This is a genomic window from Teichococcus aerofrigidensis, from assembly GCF_054073225.1.
This window is the reverse complement of the sequence record NZ_JBSXMU010000282.1, coordinates 1-677: the sequence shown is the minus strand read 5'-3', so window position 1 is coordinate 677 and position 677 is coordinate 1. Positions and strand designations below refer to the sequence as shown.

Below are 677 nucleotides of genomic sequence, written 5' to 3'. Positions count from 1 at the left end.
GGCCGGCGCCTCGCCGCTGGCGGAAGGCGGTGCCGGGGGGGTGGCATCCGGGGAGGCCGTTCCGGGCCGGGCCGCCGGCTGCGCCGCCTCGGCCTGGGGCGGCCGGGGCGGGATCGTGGTTTCCGGGTCCGCCGGCGCGCCGGCAGGCCGGGCCTCGGAGGCCGAGAGAGCCCGGGGCGGAATGGCCTGGGGTGGAATGGAGGGGGTCTCCCGCCCTCCCTTGCGGCCGGCGCCCGGCCGGCTGCCGGTGGCGTCACCCCTGGGGCCATTCTTCGGCGTGTCGCTCATCTCTCTCTCCTGCCCCTCATGCAACCTCATCCTCCATCCCCGGCGCCGGCCGCCCGAGCAGGGCCAGCAGCGCCGAGGAATCGGGCGCCGGGGTAGCACGGATCGCCCGCCAGGGCATGCCCGCAAGGGACTGCGCAATACGCTGTGACAGCGCCAACGCGACCATGCCGCGCACAGTTTCGGCCAGTCCGGCGCGGCGCAGCAGGCGCTGCGTCACCTGCGCCGAACGCGGCGAGAGAAACAGCGCCGCCCGCGCCCGGCCGCGCCGCAGCGCGTCCAGCGTCTCCGGCGGCAGGGCGGTGGCCGGGCGGGCAGCGTAGACGGCGCGGTGGCGCACCGCGAAGCCCTGGTCCCGCAACGCCGCCGCCAGCGCCCGGCTGTAGCCCCGT

1 protein-coding gene and 1 pseudogene are annotated in these 677 nt (G+C 77.8%); both read right to left on the bottom strand.

The genetic code is table 11. The annotated features are described in order from the left end of the window. Positions 1–288 (bottom strand): annotated as a pseudogene (locus ACVMLK_RS21240) (hypothetical protein); the annotation flags it as partial. Between the two features lie 16 nt (positions 289–304). Beyond that, positions 305–677: uroporphyrinogen-III synthase (locus ACVMLK_RS21235; RefSeq protein WP_457487568.1), on the bottom strand; the 373-nt coding region annotated here is incomplete at its 5' end.